This window comes from Streptococcus sinensis, from assembly GCF_000767835.1.
Taxonomy (GTDB): domain Bacteria; phylum Bacillota; class Bacilli; order Lactobacillales; family Streptococcaceae; genus Streptococcus; species Streptococcus sinensis.
The window spans coordinates 1-16,692 of sequence record NZ_JPEN01000061.1 but is presented as its reverse complement, the minus strand read 5'-3'; the positions used below and the strand labels follow the sequence as shown (position 1 = coordinate 16,692).

Here is a 16,692-nt window from a genome sequence, read left to right as displayed (position 1 = left end):
CTGCGTCTTGCTCGACAATCCAAAGACAATTGAGAGGCTAGGACTTTTGTCCCAGCCTCATTTTTAAAAGAAATTTTCAGAATATTGCAAATAAAACTTGAAGTTTTCATAAAAAGGTGTAAAATAGGGAGTGTCTATAAATTGAAAGATTAGGAAAAGAGGAAAAGACTATGACAGTAAATCTTGACTGGGAAAATCTTGGATTTTCATATATGAAATTACCCTATCGCTATATCGCTCATTACCGGAATGGTCAGTGGGAGAAGGGCCAGCTGACTGAAGATGCGATCCTGCATATTTCTGAGTCCTCGCCGTGTCTTCACTATGGCCAGCAGGCTTTTGAGGGGCTGAAAGCTTATCGCACTAAGGATGGCAGTATCCAGCTTTTCCGTCCAGATGAAAATGCTAAGCGCCTGCAACGCACGTCAGATCGCCTGCTCATGCCACAAGTTCCTACAGAAATGTTTGTGGATGCGGTCAAGCAGGTTGTTCGCGCCAATCAAGAATATGTTCCGCCATACGGAACAGGCGGTACCCTTTATATTCGTCCGCTCTTGATTGGAGTTGGTGATATTATCGGAGTAAAGCCAGCTGAGGAGTACATTTTCACGATTTTCACCATGCCAGTTGGCAATTACTTCAAGGGTGGCTTGATGCCAACGAACTTCTTGATTCAGGATGAATACGACCGAGCAGCTCCACACGGTACAGGTGCGGCTAAGGTTGGTGGGAATTATGCGTCCAGTCTTCTGCCAGGAAAAATTGCTAAAGAAAAGAACTTTTCTGATGTCATTTACTTGGACCCTGCGACTCACACTAAGATTGAGGAAGTCGGATCAGCTAATTTCTTTGGAATTACCAAGGATAATGAATTTGTGACCCCGCTCAGTCCATCCATTCTACCATCTATTACTAAATATTCTCTGCTTTATCTGGCCGAGCATCGTCTGGGCCTGACCCCGATTGAGGGTGATGTAGCTATTGATGATTTGGATCGATTTGTTGAAGCAGGAGCCTGTGGAACAGCAGCTGTTATCTCACCTATCGGAGGAATCCAGCACGGTGACGATTTCCATGTCTTTTATAGTGAGACGGAAGTCGGCCCAGTGACCCGCAGACTTTATGATGAGCTGACTGGTATCCAATTTGGTGATGTGGAAGCTCCAGAAGGTTGGATTGTCAAAGTAGATGAATAACCCAAGAGCCCTTTGAGGCTCTTTTTAATGACGAAATCACTTGCCAGCTTAGCTATTTTCGTGTAAAATAGAGACTTGAAAGAGGTAGAAGAATGAGTAAAAAAGATAAAAAAATTGAGATTCAGATTGCAGATAGCAAGGTAACGGTCGGCGCCGATCAATTTGATGGCTACACCCTCTCCATTGGAAAAAAGATAATTGGTGAGATTGCGGAGTTTGATGGCCAATTTGCAGTTGTAAAAAATGGAAATGTTGAAAGTTTTTATAAAAAGCTTGAAAAAGCAGTGGAAAGTTTGATTGAAATCTACAATTTAGGTAAATAAGGGCTTGCATTTTCATGATATCAATGATATAATAGTTGTCGTTGATTGCGGAGAGATAGCGAAGAGGCTAAACGCGGCGGACTGTAAATCCGCTCCTTCGGGTTCGGGGGTTCGAATCCCTCTCTCTCCATTAGCGTTACTTGTGATGATGATAAAGTGACTTTTGTCAGCGCTCATCTTGGGGTATAGCCAAGCGGTAAGGCAAGGGACTTTGACTCCCTCATGCGTTGGTTCGAATCCAGCTACCCCAGTTCTTAGGTAATAGATCAGATAAATGATAAAATATCGTTGGATATTTTATTTCTTTATAGGGTGGAAAACGTTAAAGATAAATCAAATGTCGTTTGCGGGTGCTTAGGAAAATAATTATAAGTATGTCAAGTAGTATACTTGATTGTTGGAGGATTTTTTTAGATGAATGAATTTGAAGATTTGCTAAACAGTGTTAGCCAAGTTGAGCCGGGTGACGTCGTTACTGCTGAAGTATTGACTGTTGACGCTAACCAAGCTAATGTTGCAATCGCTGGAACTGGTGTTGAGGGTGTTTTGACTCTTCGTGAGTTGACAAACGACCGTGATGCAGACATTAATGACCTTGTAAAACCAGGTGAAACACTTGAATTGCTTGTTCTTCGTCAAGTAGTAGGTAAAGACACTGATACTGTAACTTACCTAGTATCTAAAAAACGTTTAGAAGCTCGCAAAGCATGGGATAAATTGGTTGGTCGTGAAGAAGAAGTTGTTACTGTTAAGGGCACTCGTGCTGTTAAAGGTGGACTTTCTGTTGAGTTTGAAGGACTTCGTGGATTTATTCCAGCTTCAATGCTCGATACTCGTTTCGTTCGCAACACTGAGCGTTTTGTAGGTCAAGAATTTGATGCTAAGATCAAAGAAGTAGATCCAAAAGAAAACCGCTTCATCCTTTCACGTCGTGAAGTTGTAGAAGCAGCTGCAGCTGCAGCTCGTGCGGAAGTATTTGGCAAGCTCAATGTTGGTGATGTTGTGACTGGTAAAGTTGCTCGTATCACAAGCTTTGGTGCTTTCATTGATCTTGGTGGTGTTGATGGATTGGTTCACTTGACTGAACTTTCTCACGAACGCAATGTTTCACCAAAATCTGTTGTTTCAGTTGGTGAAGAAATCGAAGTGAAGGTTCTTGACTTGAACGAAGAGGAAGGCCGTGTGTCACTTTCGCTTAAAGCAACAACTCCTGGACCTTGGGATGGCGTTGAGCAAAAACTTGCTGCTGGTGATGTGATTGAAGGAACAGTAAAACGTTTGACTGACTTCGGTGCTTTCGTTGAAGTATTGCCAGGAATTGATGGACTTGTTCATATCTCACAAATTTCACACAAACGTGTTGAAAATCCAAAAGATGCGCTTAAAGTTGGTCAAGAAGTGACTGTTAAAGTTCTTGAAGTAAATGCTGCCGCTGAGCGTGTATCACTTTCTATCAAGGCTCTTGAAGAACGTCCAGCTCAAGAAGAAGGACAAAAAGAAGAGAAACGTCAATCTCGTCCACGTCGCCCACGTCGTCAAGAAAAACGTGACTTTGAGCTTCCAGAAACTCAAACTGGTTTCTCAATGGCTGATCTTTTTGGTGACATCGAATTGTAATTTTAGATTAAGAAGTCAGGTAATCCTGGCTTTTTAGTTTGTAAGAAAATAATTTGAAAAAGTTGTTTTTATTCAAATATATTACTTGTCAAAGTAGGTAATAAGTGCTATACTAAGAATGTTGACTATGCACAGCCTGTGCAACCGCTCGAACATCGTAGCTCATATTTAGTGAGTATTAAGTGGTTCGTCCCACGATGCTAGGCGAGTCTTCACAAAAATACGGGGAAACCCCAAAAAATCATAGGAGGTGCATAATGAGCACATACGCAATCGTTAAAACTGGCGGAAAACAAGTTAAAGTTGAAGTTGGTCAAGCTATCTATGTTGAAAAATTGGATGTTGAAGCTGGTCAAGAAGTGACTTTTAACGAAGTTGTTCTTGTTGGTGGTGATAAAACTGTTGTCGGAACTCCACTTGTTGCTGGAGCTACTGTAGTTGGAACTGTTGAAAAACAAGGAAAACAAAAGAAAGTTGTTACTTACAAGTACAAACCTAAAAAAGGTAGCCACCGTAAACAAGGTCACCGTCAACCATACACTAAAGTTGTCATCAACGCAATCAACGCTTAATTTATAGGAGAACACATGATACAGGCAGTCTTTGAGAAAGCCGAAGATGGCGAGCTGAGGAGTGCGGAAATTACTGGACACGCCGAAAGTGGCGAATACGGCTTTGATGTCGTGTGTGCATCGGTTTCTACGCTTGCCATAAATTTTATCAATTCGATTGAAAAATTTGCAGGCTACGAACCAATCTTAGAATTAAACGAAGAAGAAGGCGGATTTTTACGAGTAGAAATACCGACAGATATTCCGCCGCACCAGAGAGAAATGACTCAGCTTTTCTTTGAATCATTCTTCTTGGGAATGGCAAACTTATCGGAGGACTCATCTGAGTTCGTCCAAACCAGAGTTATCACAGAAAACTAACACGGAGGAAAAACACTATGTTAAAAATGAATCTTGCAAACTTGCAACTTTTCGCCCATAAAAAAGGTGGAGGTTCAACGTCAAACGGACGTGATTCACAAGCAAAACGTCTTGGAGCTAAAGCAGCTGACGGACAAACTGTAACTGGAGGATCTATCCTTTACCGTCAACGCGGTACTCACATCTACCCAGGTGTTAACGTTGGCCGCGGTGGAGACGATACATTGTTCGCGAAAGTTGAAGGCGTAGTACGCTTTGAACGTAAAGGTCGCGATAAGAAACAAGTATCAGTTTACCCAATTGCGAAATAATTCATTATTGATAAAAATCCCTGTCTTAAGATTGGGATTTTTATTTTTGGAAAAATTTGAAATCGTTTCCTTGACATTTTCTCTTCTTAGTGTTTTAATATACCCTATAGGGGTATAAAGGAGAAAAAATATGTTTCATTTTTTTACAAAGATAGATAGTATTTCAACGGATGAGTTGGAGAAGCGATTGAAGTTCAATATCCAACTAGTTGATGTACGGACGCCATCCGAATTTCGCAGAGGACATATCAAAGAGGCCCAGAATGTTCCTTTGAGCCAAATTGGTCAATTTGCTCCATCTAATAAGGAGACAATTTACGTCATCTGCCATTCAGGCATGCGGAGCAAGATGGCAGCGAAAAAGCTGAAGAAAAAGGGCTACGATGTCATCAATGTCCGCGGTGGTATGAGCGCTTGGACAGGGAAAACCATTTAAAGTAGAAAGGAACAACAATGAAAATTATTATCATTGGTGGAGTTGCAGGTGGTATGTCTGCGGCAACACGTTTAAGACGGCTGATGGAAGATGCTGAAATTGTGATTTTTGAAAAAGGTCCTTTTGTATCTTTTGCGAACTGCGGCCTGCCTTATTATATTTCTGGTGAAATTGCCGAGCGAGATGCTCTCTTGGTTCAAACACCTGAAAGTCTCAAGGCGCGCTTTAATTTGGATGTGCGTCCTTTTCATGAGGTGGTGAAAATTTCGCCTGAAGAGCACATGGTGACGGTGGCTCATGAAGGTTCAGAGTTCACAGAGCATTATGACAAGCTGATTCTTTCGCCGGGAGCGAAGCCTTTTATTCCTGAGGTTGAAGGTCTTTCAGAAGCAAATAATGTATTCACTTTGCGCAATGTACCAGACTTGGATCAGATCATGTTAGCCTTGGATGAAGAGCCTCAAGAGGCTGTGGTCATTGGTGCTGGATTTATTGGTTTGGAAACGGCTGAAAATCTGCGTAAGCGTGGCCTGAATGTGACAATCGTAGAAAAAGCACCGCATGTCTTGCCACCACTTGATGAGGAAATGGCAGCTTTTGTCCAAGCGGAATTAGCCGATAAGGGAGTGAAAGTCATCACTTCCCAGTCAGCGACTCGCTTCGAAGAAAAGGGCAAAGTGATCGTCTTGGAAGATGGTCAAAAATTGGCTTCAGATGTGACTATTCTCTCTGTTGGGGTCCAGCCTGAAAATAGCTTGGCTAAGGCAGCAGGCATTGAGGTAGGTCTTCGTGGGGGAATCTTAGTTGATGAACATTATGAGACGAGTCAGAAAGATATTTTTGCAGTCGGAGACGCCATCCTTGTCAAGCAGGAAATTACTGGCGATGATGCCTTGATTGCCCTAGCTTCGCCTGCTAATCGACAAGGACGTCAGGTAGCAGATGTGCTTGCTGGCTTGGAGCGGAAGAATAAGGGAAGCATCGGCACGGCTATTGTGCGTGTCTTTGACATGACAGCCGCTTCAACAGGCCTGAACGAGCGTTTCCTTCAGCAAAATCATTTGCCTTATCAAGCGATTCATGTCAGCGGTAAGGATCATGCAGGCTACTATCCAGGTGCGACTGACTTGACCTTGAAATTGCTCTTTGAGCCAAAAACTGGCAAAATCTATGGTGCTCAAGGTGTGGGTAAAAAAGGCGTTGACAAGCGGATTGATATCCTGGCGACGGCTATTAAAGGAAATCTGACGATTTTTGATTTGCCAGAGCTGGAGTTTACCTATGCACCACCTTTTGGCTCAGCCAAAGATCCGGTCAATATGCTGGGTTATGCAGCCTTGAATCTAGCGGAAGGATTGAGCGAAAATATCCAATGGTACCAGCTGGAAGATGAGCTGGCAAGCGGGAAAGTCTTTTTAGATGTCCGGACACTCAATGAGTTTAAGCAAGGACGCCTGAAGGCAGATAAGACAGTCCATATTCCGCTGAATGAACTCAGAGAACGCTTGGCTGAGCTGGATAAGGGAGCAGAATATATCGTGAGCTGTCACAGTGGTCTGCGCAGCTATATTGCCGAGCGAATCTTAAAACAAGCAGGATTTGCAGTGAAAAATCTAGACGGAGCCTATGCTTTATACAAAATGGTAAAACCAGAAGGAGTAGAAAAATGAAAACCATCTCAGCAGCTGACTTAGAGCAGCAGTATCAATCTGAACAACTGGCAATCGTAGATGTGCGTGAAAGACATGAATTTCAAGCGGGTCATATCCCGACTGCTGCCAATCTCCCTCTAAGTGAGTTGGAAACGGGCTATAAAAAGCTTGAACCACAGTATAAATATTATATTATTTGCCAAGCAGGGGCACGCTCAGCAGCAGCTTGCCAGTTTCTTGCCATGCAAGGATTTGATGTGACCAACGTTTCGGGTGGCATGAACGCTTGGTCAGGAGAGATTAAATGATACATAAAAAAACGATTCAATTTTGCAGTTGAATCGTTTTTGTTATAGATTTATAATTCGATGATATGAGGCGTGTAACCAATAGCTTCTAGGAAGGTTAGGATATCCTTAGTGTCTAAGAAAAGTGTTTTCTTATTTGTATTAGGATGGAAACACATGCGTTTTTCATCCATGATTTCTTTGTCAAAAAAGACTTCGATATCTTTGCTTTTATTATTTAAAAGGCCAAAAGGAGAGACGGTGCCAGGAGGTAACTTCATTTTTTCGAAAAGACTGTCTGAGGAGGCCATTCTAATACGATTAGCTCCAACTAAATCTTTGAATAAATCCATGTCCAGCATTTTTTTATCATCCATGATCAGCAAGTAATAAGCTGTTTTTTTCTTATTGGTGAGAAACATGGTTTTGGTGCGGACTCCGTCGATGCCCTCTATGAAGGAGTCGGCTTGCTCTGTCGTCAGGACAGGCTCGTGTTCAACTAATTCAAAAGAAATATCCAATTCTTTTAATTTTTCTTTGACTGCTACGTATGGGTCCATTTGAATCTCCTTCTATAAATATGAGGTAAGGGGGAGTGTGTACATGTGAAAAAAATAATTTTATTTACAATTTTGGTTGTCTATTAGTAAAGCAAGAGGAGCGCTTGATACTGCCTTCTTATTTTCGGCTGATGAGGAAACGAATAGCTTTTTCAATACGCTCTTTTTGATCCAGAGGGTTTTCCAAAGGATTTTCCAAACACTCTGTCAAATGTTCTGTAATAACCATCTCAATAACGCGGTCAACACTAGAGCGAACAGCTAGTAACTGCGTAAGGACATCTGAACAATCTCGATTTTCCTCAATCATCTTTTGAATCCCTCTCAATTGTCCTTCAGAACGTTTGAGACGAGTGATATAATTAGAATCGGCCATCATCTTTCCTCACTTAATTACCTTTATTTTATTATATTCTTTTAAAAAATGTTTGTCAAAGTTTCTATGTTTTGGCTAATATTTTTAGAAAATTCATACATATTTGTTGTTTTTCCTCCTCTATCTATTTACTTTTTATATTTTTTTGATATAATTATCCATGTTATAAAATATAACATTAAAAGGAGGTTTATTAATGAAAGCATCTAAATGGCTTATTACAACTGGTGTCGTACTTAGTGCTGGCCTGTTACTGTCTGGTTGTGGGAATTCAACATCCAGTACTTCAACTTATACCTATGTTTATGGATCAGATCCTGATAGCTTGAACTACCTTACTGCAAACCGTGCAACGACTTCTGACGTGATCACTAATTTGGTCGATGGCTTGTTAGAAAATGATGAATACGGGAATTTGATTCCATCTCTGGCAGAGTCATGGACAGTTTCGGAAGACGGTCTTACCTATACTTATAAGCTACGAAAAGATGCGAAATGGTATACTTCTGAAGGTGAAGAATATGCGGATGTGAAAGCAAAAGACTTTGTAGCTGGTCTGAAATATGCAGCTGATGAAAATTCAGAAGCTCTTTACTTGGTGCAAGATTCTGTCAAAGGCTTGGATGCCTATGTAAGAGGAGAAGATAAAGATTTTGCAAATGTTGGTGTCAAAGCTCTGGATGACTACACTGTTCAGTACACACTGACTCGGCAAGAACCTTACTGGAATTCTAAGACGACTAGTACCATTCTTTTCCCAGTAAATGAAGAATTTGTTAAATCGGAAGGAAGCAATTTTGGTTCTGTGAAACCATCAAGTATCCTTTACAATGGTCCCTACCTTTTGAAAGCTTTGACTTCAAAGTCTGTGATGGAATTTGTTAAAAATCCAAACTACTATGACAAGGATAAAGTTAGCATTGAAAATATTAAACTAACTTACTATGATGGAACGGACCAGGAAGCTCTCATTCGTAACTTTAATGATGGCGTTTATAGTGCTGCTCGTCTGTACCCAAATAGCTCTGGTTTTGCTGCTGCTCAGAAGAAATACGCTGATAACATTATTTACAGCGAACAAGACTCAATTTCTTATTATGCTAACTTTAACTACAACCGTCAATCATATAATCACACTTCCAAAACAACTGACGCTCAAAAGTCTGCTACTAATGAAGCGATTATGAATAAAGAGTTCCGTCAAGCGGTGAACTTTGCGTTTGACCGTACCTCATACGGAGCTCAAGGAAATGGTGAAGCTGGTGCAACTAAACTGTTGAGAAACTTGCTGGTTCCGCCTACTTTTGTTCAAATTGGGGATAAAACATTTGGCGAAGTAGTCTCAGAAAAAGTAGTAAAATACGGTACTCAATGGGAAAATATGGATTTCTCAGATGCGCAGGATGCTTACTATAATCCCGAAAAAGCAAAAGCAAAATTTGCAGAAGCAAAAGCTGCTCTCCAAGCTAAAGGAGTGGAGTTCCCAATTCATTTGGACATGCCGGTTGATCAGTCAAGCTCAATTTCAGTTCAATGGGCAAGTTCAATGAAACAGTCCATCGAATCAAACCTTGGTGCAGAAAATGTTGTCATTGATCTGCAGAAGATGAGTACTGATGATATTAATAATATTACTTACTTTGCAAATACTGCTGCTCAAAAAGATTATGACCTTTCTGGTGGTGGTTGGACTGCGGATTATCAAGATCCATCTACTTATTTGGATACTCTGAATATTAAAAACGGAGGAAGTCTACAAAACTTTGGTTTTGAACCTGGTCAAGACGTGAATAATGAAAAAGTTAAAGCACTTGGTTTAGATACATATACCAGTATGCTTGAAGAAGCAAATGCAGAAACTACAAATGTCCAAGCTCGTTATGAAAAATATGCAGAAGCTGAAGCTTGGCTCATTGATAGCGGTTTGATTATGCCGACAATTTCTCAAGGCGCAACTCCGCGTGTGACGAAGTCAGTGCCGTTTAGTAAGGCTTACTCTCTTGTAGGGGCTAAGGGTGCTTCAGGATTCAACTTCAAGTTGACTAAACTGCAGTCTGATGTTGTGACTGTGAAGGAATACGAAGCTGCTAAGAAAAAATGGGAAGAAGAAACGGCTGCTTCAAATAAGAAAGCACAGGAAGAACTGGCTGACCACGTCGAAAAAAATAAATAGAATTTTATAGAAATGATTCTGGAAAAAGAGAAGACCGAGATGTCTTCTCTTTTTTTGCTATTTGAAAACAGCTGATTTTTCAGATTGCTTATATTTTTATCCTACTGTCATTTTCTTAATGGTTTTGTTACAGAAAAACATCGGAAAATAGTGTAAAATAAGATAAATACTGATGTCTGTTGATAGAATGGATGTTGAAATGTAAAGGAAAATACTATGTTTAAACTAGTTAGAAAACTGTTTGGGTTTGCTATATTGCTCTTTCTGGCAGCGGTCATATTTTTAGTGCCATCATCAGTCAACTCAAAGGAACAATTAAAAAATATTGAAGGAAGCGCTTCTTGGACCAGTATTATTGAGCCGGCTTTGAGCAATGCTAATGTTACAGCTCAGGGCATCAGTACAGAAGTATCTCTCAATACTGCTCAGGTTAATCAGCTCTTAAAAACTTTCTTGTCAGACGATCAGAATAAGGAGTTGCTGGAGGCTGTTTACAGTATCAATGGAGACAAACTCAGAGTCCAGTATCCTCTTAAATTGGCCTTTGTGGATAGTAAGGTGGATTTGGACTTGGATGTGGTTTTTATAAATAATGTTTTGCATTTTGATATTACTAGTGCCAAATTGGGGAAGTTTCCCATCCCTAAATCTCTGGTGACTGCTATTCTCAAACAGCATCTGGCGGCCAATAATAACTCTATTGCAATCGAAGGGGATCATTTCATCTTCTCTTTGCCTCAGTCGCAGTTCAGTATTGATAAGGTCAGTCTTCAGGATAATCATGTGAAAATCCAGTTCAGTGTGGGGTTGCTTTAACCTCATTTTTAAAAACTTCATTTGATGCTGGTTTGCACTAGCTCAAGTGGAGTTTTTATACTATCGTTTTTCAGTTGTAAAGGAGAAAAGATGCCTATTCCAAATGTCAGACAAGAAGAGTCAATAATGGTTGATAATGGCCTGCGTTTGCGGGCTTATGATGGTCAGTTTGAGTTAGCTTTTGATTGGTATCAGGATCCAGAGGTGATTTATTTGATTGATGGAAATAGAAATCCATACTCACTGGAGAGGATTCAAAGGATGTATGAGTATTTGGCGGAACGGGGCGAAGTGTATTTTATCGAGGTATGGGAACAGGAGCGTTGGTTGCCAATTGGTGATGTGACTTTTTGGCAGGAAGATTTGCCTATTCTGATAGGCAATGCGGCTTATCGGGGGCGGGGGATTGGAAGAAAAGTCATTTCTGCCTTGGTTGAGCGTGGGCGTTTGCTAGGTTATCATCAGCTGACTATCCAAGAGATTTTTGATTTTAATCAAGCTTCACGCCGAATGTTTGAAGCGATTGGTTTTTACCAAATAGTTCCTATGGAGAAAGGATGGGCCTACGCTTTGGATTTAAGCTTACCTCTTACGAAGATTCAGCCTAGTCAGTTTTATCTTTCACAGGACAAGCTGGACAAGATTAGTATTGATTTTGAAGCTGGGGAGATGTCTCCCTTACCCATAAAACGCTTGGATGGTAAGATTTTCTTTACCGATGGACATAGCAGAGCTTTTAAGGCCTATTGTGCTGGGCTTTTGGATATTCCAGTCTATTTTGATGGAGACGAGCTCAACTGGGATTTTTACAGATACTGTGTCCAAGCCTGTGAGCAAAGAGGAATCTTTTCAATAGCTGATTTGCAGAATAGGATTTTGTCTCAGTCGGATTATCAGATTCAGTGGCTAGACTGGTGTAAAACAGAAAGCAGAAAATTTGGCAGCAGCTAAACTCAGCGAGATTTTTGTGTTATAATAGATAGAAAAAATCAATATATTAAATTTGAGGTAGTGCTATGATTTATGAATTTTGTGCGGAGAATGTGACTTTGGTAGACAAGGCTTTGGAGGCTGGAGCAAGGAGGATTGAGCTGTGTGACAATCTGACAGTCGGTGGGACAACGCCTAGCTACGGTGTCATTGAGGCAGCAGTTCGCATGGTCCAGCCTTATGATGCAACTGTGATGACCATGATTCGTCCTCGCGGTGGAGATTTTGTCTATTCAGATTTGGAAATCGAGATGATGCTTTCAGATATTCAGAAGGCACGTGAGGCGGGCAGCCATGGCCTAGTTTTTGGAGTTTTGACAGAAAATAATGAGATCGATTATCCTAAGATGGAGCGGTTGCTAGAAGCCGCTCAGGGGCTAGATGTGGTCTTTCATATGGCTTTTGATGCGATTCCTGCTGAGTATCAGTTTGGGGAGTTAGACTGGTTGGTTGAACATGGAGTGAAGCGGATTTTGACTCACGGAGGATTAGCATCAGAGTCGATTTTCGAGCATTTAGCTTGGATAGATGAGCTGATTGAGCATGCGGCAGGGCGGATAGAGATTTTACCTGGTGGTGGGATTAATCTAGAAAATCGTGCCGAGATTGCTGACACTTTGGGTGTTGATCAATTACACGGTACCAAAGTAGTATTTTAGCAGGCAAGTTCATGCTGGATTTATTTAAAAAATACAGGCTGAAGGAAGAAAGTTTGCTGGATTATGGCTTTGTCAAGGCTGGTGCAGAATACAACTATTCAACTGAGATAATGGATGGCAACTTCCAGATGGATGTGCTGATTTCCGATGGAGAGCTGGATTTTCAGGTGCTTGACCTAGATACGGGTGAGGAATACCGGCAGGTCAAGATGGAAAGTATGGCAGGAGAATTTGTCGGACAAGTCAGGGCGGCCTGTCAGGAGGTTTTGCTGGATATTCGGCAGCATTGCTTTGAGGAAGTAGGCTTTCTTTATGAGCAAAGTCAGCGACTGAGTAGCTATGTGGCAGCTACTTATCAGGGACAGTTGGAGTATCTCTGGGAGAATTCTTCTCGTAAAAGCACTAATGGGGCAGCTGTTTTTCGCCATCAGGATAGCAAGAAATGGTACGGAGCTTTTTTGACGACCGACTGGTCTAAGTTTGAGAAGGATCGCAGTGGTGCGATCGAGGTTCTCAATGTCAAGAGTGACCGAGTTGCGGAACTTATTCATCAAAAAGGAATTTATCCCGCCTTTCATATGAATAAAAAATACTGGCTCAGCCTGCCTCTGGATGGGACGCTGTCGGATCAGCAACTTTTTGATTTGCTGGATACCAGTTTTGCTCTGACCAAGAAAAAATGAGCATGATTTACAAGAGTTTCATTTTCAGCTGAAATAGCGTATAATAGAGATAGTGAGAAACGGACAGTCGGATTAGGGGCTGTCCGTCCTTTGTTTGGAATGAGGAAACGAAATGAATCTTATCAGAAAACTGGACTGGTTTTTTAAACTGGAGAAGCGGCGCTATATTATCGGCATTTTGGCCTTGTCTCTGGTCAGTGTGTTTAATCTGATTCCGCCACGGGTCATTGGACAGGTTATAGACCGGATTGCTGGGCAGAATCTGACTGCTGGGGAACTGGCTTATAATCTTCTTCTTTTGATTTTGTCTGCTTTTATTATGTATGGTTTGCGGTATGTCTGGCGGCTCTACATCTTTGGCACAGCAAATAATCTGGGACGCATCTTACGTTTTCGGCTTTTTGAGCATTTTACGCATATGTCGCCAAGTTTTTATCAAAAATACCGAACGGGTGACCTCATGGCTCACGCAACCAATGATATCAATGCCGTAGTCAGCGTGGCTGGCGGTGGTGTTATGTCAGCGGTGGATGCTTCTATTACGGCCTTGGTGACCCTCATCACCATGTTTCTGGTCTTGGACTGGCGGTTGACCCTGATTGCCATTCTCCCTCTGCCCTTTCTGTCTTGGGGAACCAGCTTGATTGGTCGGAAGAATCACGAGAGCTTTAAAGCCGCTCAGGAGGCTTTTTCTGATCTCAACAATAAAGTTCAGGAAAGCGTAGCGGGGATTAAAGTAACCAAGTCCTTTGGCTATCAGAATGCGGAGACGGAGTCTTTTGCGACCATCAACCAAGAAGTCTATCAAAAGAATATCTTGGCTGCTAAGTATAATTCCCTGTTTGACCCTATGGTGCTGATTTTTGTCGGCTTATCCTATGTTCTGACCCTGATTTTCGGAGGAATGTTTATCTCCCAAGGTCAATTTACAGTCGGTGAGCTGGTTACCTTTATGACTTATCTGGATATGCTAGTGTGGCCGCTGCAAGCGATGGGGTACCTAGTGAATATCAGCCAGCGGGGAGCCGTTTCCTATGAACGGATTGAGAACTTGCTGGCTGAGGAGTCAGATGTCGAGGAAGCCCAGCAGCCACTTGCCAGTATTCAAAATGGTCGACTGGACTATGAGATAGATTACTTTGCTTATGAGAACGAAGTGACTTTGAAGGATATTCACTTTACATTAGAAAAAGGGCAGACCTTGGGAATTGTCGGGCCGACTGGATCTGGCAAGACCACCTTGCTACGCCTCTTGCTACGGGAGCAGGATATTCAGGAAGGAGCTATTTATCTGAATGGGCACGATATCCGAGAGTATGCTCTTAAGGATCTGCGAAGTCTGATTGGCTATGTACCTCAGGATCAGATTCTCTTTGCCCTGTCCATTCGGGACAATATCCGCTTTGCCAATCCAGAACTGTCAGATGAGCAAGTCATCCGATCAGCCCAGCTGTGTGGTGTTTATGAGGATATTAAGTCTATGCCAGATGGTTTGGATACGCTGCTTGGTGAGCGGGGTGTCTCGCTTTCTGGTGGTCAAAAGCAGCGTTTGGCTATGAGCAGAGCCCTCATCACACATCCAGAAATTTTGATCTTGGATGATTCCTTGTCAGCAGTGGATGCCAAGACCGAGCATGTGATTTTAGAAAATCTCAAGCAGGAGCGAGCTGACAAGACGACCATTATCAATGCTCATCGTCTGTCAGCCATTGTCCATGCGGATTTGATTTTAGTGCTGGAGAATGGACACATCAAGGAGAGAGGAACCCACCAAGAACTTCTAGCAGCACAGGGCTGGTATGCTCAAACCTATCAAAATCAGCAACTATATGAACGCTTTAAGGAGGAGTCTGCAAGATGACAAAACAATCAACTTTTAGACGCCTCCTAGGTTATATGTGGCGCTACAAATGGATTAGTCTACTGGCTCTAGTCTTTATTTTTGCGACAACTCTGGTGACAACGGCCTTGCCGCTCTTGGCTCGTTCTTACATTGATCAGTTTGTCAATCGAGAGGCAGCCACAAGCGGTCTCTATCTGCTGGGGATTTACTATGGTCTCTTTCTTTTGCGGGTGCTTCTCACTTTTCTGGGGCAATATGCTTTTGCAAGGGTGGCCTACAGCATTGTCCGTGATCTTCGACAGGAAACTTTTGCGAATATGCAGCAATTACGGATGGCTTATTTTGATCAGACAGCAGCAGGGGCTATCGTTTCTCGCTTGACCAATGATACCCAGTCAGTAGCTGATATGTTTAGCAGTATTTTTTCTAACTTCCTCAGCTCCATGCTTATCTTGGTGGTGACAATCGCAACCATGCTGGCTCTGAATTGGCGGCTGACTTTGCTGATTGTCCTCTTTTTGCCTATCATGCTTGGCTCGATTATCCTGTATCAACGGCTCTCTAATCGCTTGCTCAAACAGGTTCGAGCCAGACTGAGCGACCTGAATGTCAAACTTTCTGAGAGCATTGAAGGGATGCGGATTATCCAAGCCTTTGGTCAGGAAGAGCGGCTTTTAGAAGAATTTGAAGTAATCAATGGGGAACATTTGGCTTTTAGCAATCGCTATCTGAATGTGAACAGCCTCTTTCTGCGACCGGCCATGTCCTTGCTGAAAATTTTGGCTTATGCAGTCATTCTGACTTATTTTGGCTTGAGCTGGCAAATAGCTGGAGTAACTGCAGGTGTCATGTATGCTTTCATCCAGTATGTCAACCAGCTTTTCAATCCCTTGATCGATGTCATGCAAAATTACTCAGTTCTTCAGACATCGATGGTGGCTGCGGAGCGCGTTTTTGAACTGATGGATCGTCGAGACTTTGAACCTGAGCAAGCAGAAGAAGGACCTGAGATTCAGGCAGGCAATATTGACTTTCGGCATGTAAGCTTTTCCTATGACGGAAAGAGAGAGATTCTAAAGGATATTTCCTTTAGCGTCAAGCAAGGTGAGACGATTGCTTTTGTCGGATCAACGGGTTCGGGCAAATCCTCCATTATCAACCTTTTCCTGCGCTTTTATGAATTTGAGAAAGGTAAGATTCTTATTGATGGCAGAGATATCAGAGACTACAGTCAAGCAGAGTTACGACGGAATATTGGTCTTGTTTTGCAGGATCCCTTCCTCTACCACGGTAGCATTGCCTCCAATATCCGCATGTATCAGGAGAGTCTCTCACAAGCAGAGGTCGAAGAAGCAGCTCGCTTTGTCGATGCCCATGATTTTATCAGCCAGCTAGCTCAGGGCTATGATAGTCCGGTTACTGAACGCGGCTCCACCTTCTCCAGTGGCCAACGACAGCTTTTGGCCTTTGCCAGAACCATCGCAACCAAGCCTAAAATCTTGATTTTGGACGAAGCCACTGCCAATATCGATTCGGAAACTGAGGAGCTGATCCAGCATTCTCTCCGGAAAATGCGGCAGGGTCGAACCACTATTGCCATTACCCATCGGCTATCTACGATTCAGGATGCTAATTGCATCTATGTCTTAGATAAAGGGCGCATTATTGAGTCTGGTAGCCATGAAGAGCTTCTAGCACAAAATGGGACGTATAAGAAAATGTATCAGCTGCAGGCTGGGATGTTAGATGCCTGATAAGCAAGGAGACATTCAAAGAAAGGAGGCTGGGACAAAAGTCCTAGCCTCTCAATTGTTTTTGGATTGTCGAGCAAGACGCAG

18 protein-coding genes, 2 tRNA genes and 1 other annotated feature are annotated in these 16,692 nt (G+C 42.3%); of the genes, 18 read left to right on the top strand and 2 right to left on the bottom strand.

The features are described from left to right. Positions 1-140: 140 nt before the first annotated feature. The 11 genes from SSIN_RS04605 (at position 141) to SSIN_RS04555 (ending at position 6,775) form a co-directional block, all read left to right on the top strand. Positions 141-1,196 carry a branched-chain amino acid aminotransferase gene (locus SSIN_RS04605; RefSeq protein ID WP_342341876.1) on the top strand — a complete coding sequence of 352 codons (1,056 nt, stop codon included), beginning with the start codon at positions 141-143 and terminating at the stop codon, positions 1,194-1,196. A 92-nt stretch (positions 1,197-1,288) separates the two neighbouring features. Continuing rightward, entirely contained in the window at positions 1,289-1,519 is a 231-nt protein-coding gene (locus SSIN_RS04600) for a DUF2969 domain-containing protein (protein ID WP_037616269.1), read from the top strand. A 49-nt stretch (positions 1,520-1,568) separates the two neighbouring features. Then, positions 1,569-1,649, top strand: a tRNA-Tyr gene (locus tag SSIN_RS04595). A gap of 49 nt (positions 1,650-1,698) precedes the next feature. Next, positions 1,699-1,770 (top strand) — tRNA-Gln (locus SSIN_RS04590). Positions 1,771-1,933: 163 nt separating this feature from the next. Next, positions 1,934-3,136, top strand: a complete 1,203-nt coding sequence (rpsA, locus tag SSIN_RS04585; protein WP_037616267.1) for a 30S ribosomal protein S1 — start codon at positions 1,934-1,936, stop codon at positions 3,134-3,136. Positions 3,137-3,268: 132 nt separating this feature from the next. Continuing rightward, positions 3,269-3,358: a sequence feature (ribosomal protein L21 leader region), on the top strand. Between the two features lie 35 nt (positions 3,359-3,393). Beyond that, positions 3,394-3,708 carry a 50S ribosomal protein L21 gene (gene rplU / locus SSIN_RS04580; RefSeq protein ID WP_015605032.1) on the top strand — a complete coding sequence of 105 codons (315 nt, stop codon included), beginning with the start codon at positions 3,394-3,396 and terminating at the stop codon, positions 3,706-3,708. A 15-nt stretch (positions 3,709-3,723) separates the two neighbouring features. Further along, the gene (locus SSIN_RS04575) at positions 3,724-4,068 is read left to right on the top strand and encodes a ribosomal-processing cysteine protease Prp (protein WP_037616265.1); all 345 of its coding nucleotides are present in this window, start codon (positions 3,724-3,726) and stop codon (positions 4,066-4,068) included. Between the two features lie 17 nt (positions 4,069-4,085). After that, the gene (gene rpmA, locus SSIN_RS04570; RefSeq protein ID WP_003032879.1) at positions 4,086-4,379 is read left to right on the top strand and encodes a 50S ribosomal protein L27; all 294 of its coding nucleotides are present in this window, start codon (positions 4,086-4,088) and stop codon (positions 4,377-4,379) included. A gap of 130 nt (positions 4,380-4,509) precedes the next feature. Beyond that, positions 4,510-4,815: a rhodanese-like domain-containing protein gene (locus SSIN_RS04565; RefSeq protein ID WP_037616263.1), complete on the top strand. Its 306-nt coding sequence runs from the start codon at positions 4,510-4,512 to the stop codon at positions 4,813-4,815. A 17-nt stretch (positions 4,816-4,832) separates the two neighbouring features. Then, on the top strand, positions 4,833-6,485 hold the full coding sequence (locus SSIN_RS04560) for an FAD-dependent oxidoreductase (protein WP_037616261.1): 1,653 nt from the start codon (positions 4,833-4,835) through the stop codon (positions 6,483-6,485). Beyond that, positions 6,482-6,775: a rhodanese-like domain-containing protein gene (locus SSIN_RS04555; protein WP_037616260.1), complete on the top strand. Its 294-nt coding sequence runs from the start codon at positions 6,482-6,484 to the stop codon at positions 6,773-6,775. Before SSIN_RS04560 ends, SSIN_RS04555 begins: the two co-directional genes overlap by 4 nt. 50 nt (positions 6,776-6,825) lie before the next feature. Here SSIN_RS04555 and SSIN_RS04550 read toward each other — a convergent pair whose 3' ends face one another. Then, positions 6,826-7,314: a prolyl-tRNA synthetase associated domain-containing protein gene (locus tag SSIN_RS04550; RefSeq protein WP_037616258.1), complete on the bottom strand. Its 489-nt coding sequence runs from the start codon at positions 7,312-7,314 to the stop codon at positions 6,826-6,828. 118 nt (positions 7,315-7,432) lie between these two features. Beyond that, entirely contained in the window at positions 7,433-7,690 is a 258-nt protein-coding gene (locus SSIN_RS04545) for a metal-sensitive transcriptional regulator (protein ID WP_037616256.1), read from the bottom strand. Between the two features lie 196 nt (positions 7,691-7,886). On the opposite strand from SSIN_RS04545, the gene SSIN_RS04540 reads away from it, so the two are divergent. The 7 genes from SSIN_RS04540 to SSIN_RS04510 all read left to right on the top strand — a co-directional run bounded on the left by SSIN_RS04540 (position 7,887) and on the right by SSIN_RS04510 (position 16,608). Then, the gene (locus SSIN_RS04540; protein WP_037616254.1) at positions 7,887-9,863 is read left to right on the top strand and encodes a peptide ABC transporter substrate-binding protein; all 1,977 of its coding nucleotides are present in this window, start codon (positions 7,887-7,889) and stop codon (positions 9,861-9,863) included. 216 nt (positions 9,864-10,079) lie between these two features. Next, positions 10,080-10,679, top strand: coding sequence for a hypothetical protein (locus SSIN_RS04535; protein ID WP_037616253.1), 600 nt, complete (start codon positions 10,080-10,082; stop codon positions 10,677-10,679). Between the two features lie 90 nt (positions 10,680-10,769). Then, a complete protein-coding gene (locus SSIN_RS04530) occupies positions 10,770-11,630 on the top strand; it encodes a GNAT family N-acetyltransferase (protein WP_037616251.1) in 861 nt (286 codons plus the stop codon). 65 nt (positions 11,631-11,695) lie between these two features. Continuing rightward, on the top strand, positions 11,696-12,328 hold the full coding sequence (locus tag SSIN_RS04525) for a copper homeostasis protein CutC (RefSeq protein WP_037616249.1): 633 nt from the start codon (positions 11,696-11,698) through the stop codon (positions 12,326-12,328). A gap of 11 nt (positions 12,329-12,339) precedes the next feature. After that, positions 12,340-13,011, top strand: a complete 672-nt coding sequence (locus SSIN_RS04520; RefSeq protein ID WP_037616247.1) for an MmcQ/YjbR family DNA-binding protein — start codon at positions 12,340-12,342, stop codon at positions 13,009-13,011. 112 nt (positions 13,012-13,123) lie between these two features. Next, entirely contained in the window at positions 13,124-14,872 is a 1,749-nt protein-coding gene (locus tag SSIN_RS04515; protein WP_037616245.1) for an ABC transporter ATP-binding protein, read from the top strand. Further along, the gene (locus SSIN_RS04510; protein WP_037616243.1) at positions 14,869-16,608 is read left to right on the top strand and encodes an ABC transporter ATP-binding protein; all 1,740 of its coding nucleotides are present in this window, start codon (positions 14,869-14,871) and stop codon (positions 16,606-16,608) included. Before SSIN_RS04515 ends, SSIN_RS04510 begins: the two co-directional genes overlap by 4 nt. Positions 16,609-16,692 lie beyond the last annotated feature (84 nt).

Excerpts from the sequence above, each read along its gene's own strand:
- SSIN_RS04560 (WP_037616261.1), top strand. The coding sequence starts at position 4,833 with ATGAAAATTATTATCATTGGTGGAGTTGCAGGTGGTATGTCTGCGGCA.
- rpsA (WP_037616267.1), top strand. The coding sequence starts at position 1,934 with ATGAATGAATTTGAAGATTTGCTAAACAGTGTTAGCCAAGTTGAGCCG.
- SSIN_RS04545 (WP_037616256.1), bottom strand. The coding sequence starts at position 7,690 with ATGGCCGATTCTAATTATATCACTCGTCTCAAACGTTCTGAAGGACAA.
- SSIN_RS04515 (WP_037616245.1), top strand. The coding sequence starts at position 13,124 with ATGAATCTTATCAGAAAACTGGACTGGTTTTTTAAACTGGAGAAGCGG.
- SSIN_RS04520 (WP_037616247.1), top strand. The coding sequence starts at position 12,340 with ATGCTGGATTTATTTAAAAAATACAGGCTGAAGGAAGAAAGTTTGCTG.
- SSIN_RS04535 (WP_037616253.1), top strand. The coding sequence starts at position 10,080 with ATGTTTAAACTAGTTAGAAAACTGTTTGGGTTTGCTATATTGCTCTTT.
- SSIN_RS04530 (WP_037616251.1), top strand. The coding sequence starts at position 10,770 with ATGCCTATTCCAAATGTCAGACAAGAAGAGTCAATAATGGTTGATAAT.
- SSIN_RS04600 (WP_037616269.1), top strand. The coding sequence starts at position 1,289 with ATGAGTAAAAAAGATAAAAAAATTGAGATTCAGATTGCAGATAGCAAG.
- SSIN_RS04555 (WP_037616260.1), top strand. The coding sequence starts at position 6,482 with ATGAAAACCATCTCAGCAGCTGACTTAGAGCAGCAGTATCAATCTGAA.
- rplU (WP_015605032.1), top strand. The coding sequence starts at position 3,394 with ATGAGCACATACGCAATCGTTAAAACTGGCGGAAAACAAGTTAAAGTT.
- SSIN_RS04525 (WP_037616249.1), top strand. The coding sequence starts at position 11,696 with ATGATTTATGAATTTTGTGCGGAGAATGTGACTTTGGTAGACAAGGCT.
- SSIN_RS04575 (WP_037616265.1), top strand. The coding sequence starts at position 3,724 with ATGATACAGGCAGTCTTTGAGAAAGCCGAAGATGGCGAGCTGAGGAGT.
- rpmA (WP_003032879.1), top strand. The coding sequence starts at position 4,086 with ATGTTAAAAATGAATCTTGCAAACTTGCAACTTTTCGCCCATAAAAAA.
- SSIN_RS04565 (WP_037616263.1), top strand. The coding sequence starts at position 4,510 with ATGTTTCATTTTTTTACAAAGATAGATAGTATTTCAACGGATGAGTTG.
- SSIN_RS04550 (WP_037616258.1), bottom strand. The coding sequence starts at position 7,314 with ATGGACCCATACGTAGCAGTCAAAGAAAAATTAAAAGAATTGGATATT.
- SSIN_RS04540 (WP_037616254.1), top strand. The coding sequence starts at position 7,887 with ATGAAAGCATCTAAATGGCTTATTACAACTGGTGTCGTACTTAGTGCT.
- SSIN_RS04510 (WP_037616243.1), top strand. The coding sequence starts at position 14,869 with ATGACAAAACAATCAACTTTTAGACGCCTCCTAGGTTATATGTGGCGC.